Annotated in this window: 1 protein-coding gene and 1 riboswitch; the gene reads left to right on the forward strand. The window is 76.7% G+C overall.

Annotated features, from left to right (window positions below; translation table 11 throughout):
* Window positions 1-95 precede the first annotated feature (95 nt).
* A riboswitch (cobalamin riboswitch) is annotated at window positions 96-238 on the forward strand.
* 100 nt (window positions 239-338) lie between these two features.
* Window positions 339-1,056, forward strand: a 718-nt coding sequence (locus tag ABZV94_RS33035; protein WP_356346991.1) for a CobD/CbiB family cobalamin biosynthesis protein, incomplete at its 3' end; no start/stop codon positions are given.

A 1,056-nucleotide genomic window follows, 5' to 3' on the forward strand; every position in this document is an offset into this window, starting at 1 on the left:
GCACGTCCACGCACCGGCCCTGACCCACCGTCGGCCGGACCGGCGATGTGGGCCTCAGCACAGTCCGGCGTCCCAGGTCAAAGGCAAGTTGACGGCCGTTCCGGGCGCGTGGTGGACTGCCCAGGCCATGTACGGCGGCAGGAGAGGAAGCCGGTGCGAATCCGGCGCGGTCCCGCCACTGTCACCGGGGAAGAACCCCCGGGAGCCAGGAACTCTCACCGCCGATTCACGTCGAACCAGGGCGCGGACACCCTGAGTGAGGACACATATCGCCATGCTCGGCTGCCGATCGAGGACCCGTACCAGGACCGTTCCTGTCCCCACGGCCGGCTGAGCCGATGGGTGCCGATCGCACATACGCGTACGGCGCCGCAGCCGGCGTCCTCGGTGACCTGCTCCTCGGCGATCCGCGCCGCGGGCATCCGGTCGCCGTGTTCGGCCGGGCGGCCGGCGCCGTGGAGCGCGCCCTGTGGCACGACCACCGCGGCTGGGGCGCCCTGCACACCGCCGTGTGCGCCGGTGGCGCCGTCGCCCTCGGCGCGCTGACCGCGCGCGCCGCACGCCCCTCCCGCACCGCTTCCGCCGCGCTGACCGCCGCCGCCACCTGGGCCGTCGTCGGCGGGACCTCGCTCGCCCGGGAGGCCCGCGCCATCGGGCGTGCCCTCGAGGCCGGGGACGTCGAGGCCGCCCGGGCCCGGCTGCCGCACCTGTGCGGCCGGGACCCGCAGGCGCTGGACGCGGACGGCATCGCCCGGGCCGTGGTCGAGTCGGTCGCCGAGAACACCTCCGACGCCGTGGTCGGCGCGCTCGTCTGGGGCGCCGTGGCCGGGGTCCCGGGGCTGGTCGGGTTCCGGGCGGTCAACACCCTGGACGCGATGGTGGGTCACAAGTCGCCCCGCCACCGGCGCTACGGCTGGGCGTCCGCCCGCCTGGACGACGTCGCCGGCTGGCCGGGGGCCCGGCTGACCGCCGTACTCGCCGCCGTGGCCGGACCCGACCCGCGCGGCGCCCTGCGCGCCTGGAGGGCGGACGCGCGCAAGCACCCGAGCCCCAACG

The sequence above is a fragment of the Streptomyces sp. NPDC004658 genome, from assembly GCF_040609555.1.
Taxonomy (GTDB): domain Bacteria; phylum Actinomycetota; class Actinomycetes; order Streptomycetales; family Streptomycetaceae; genus Streptomyces.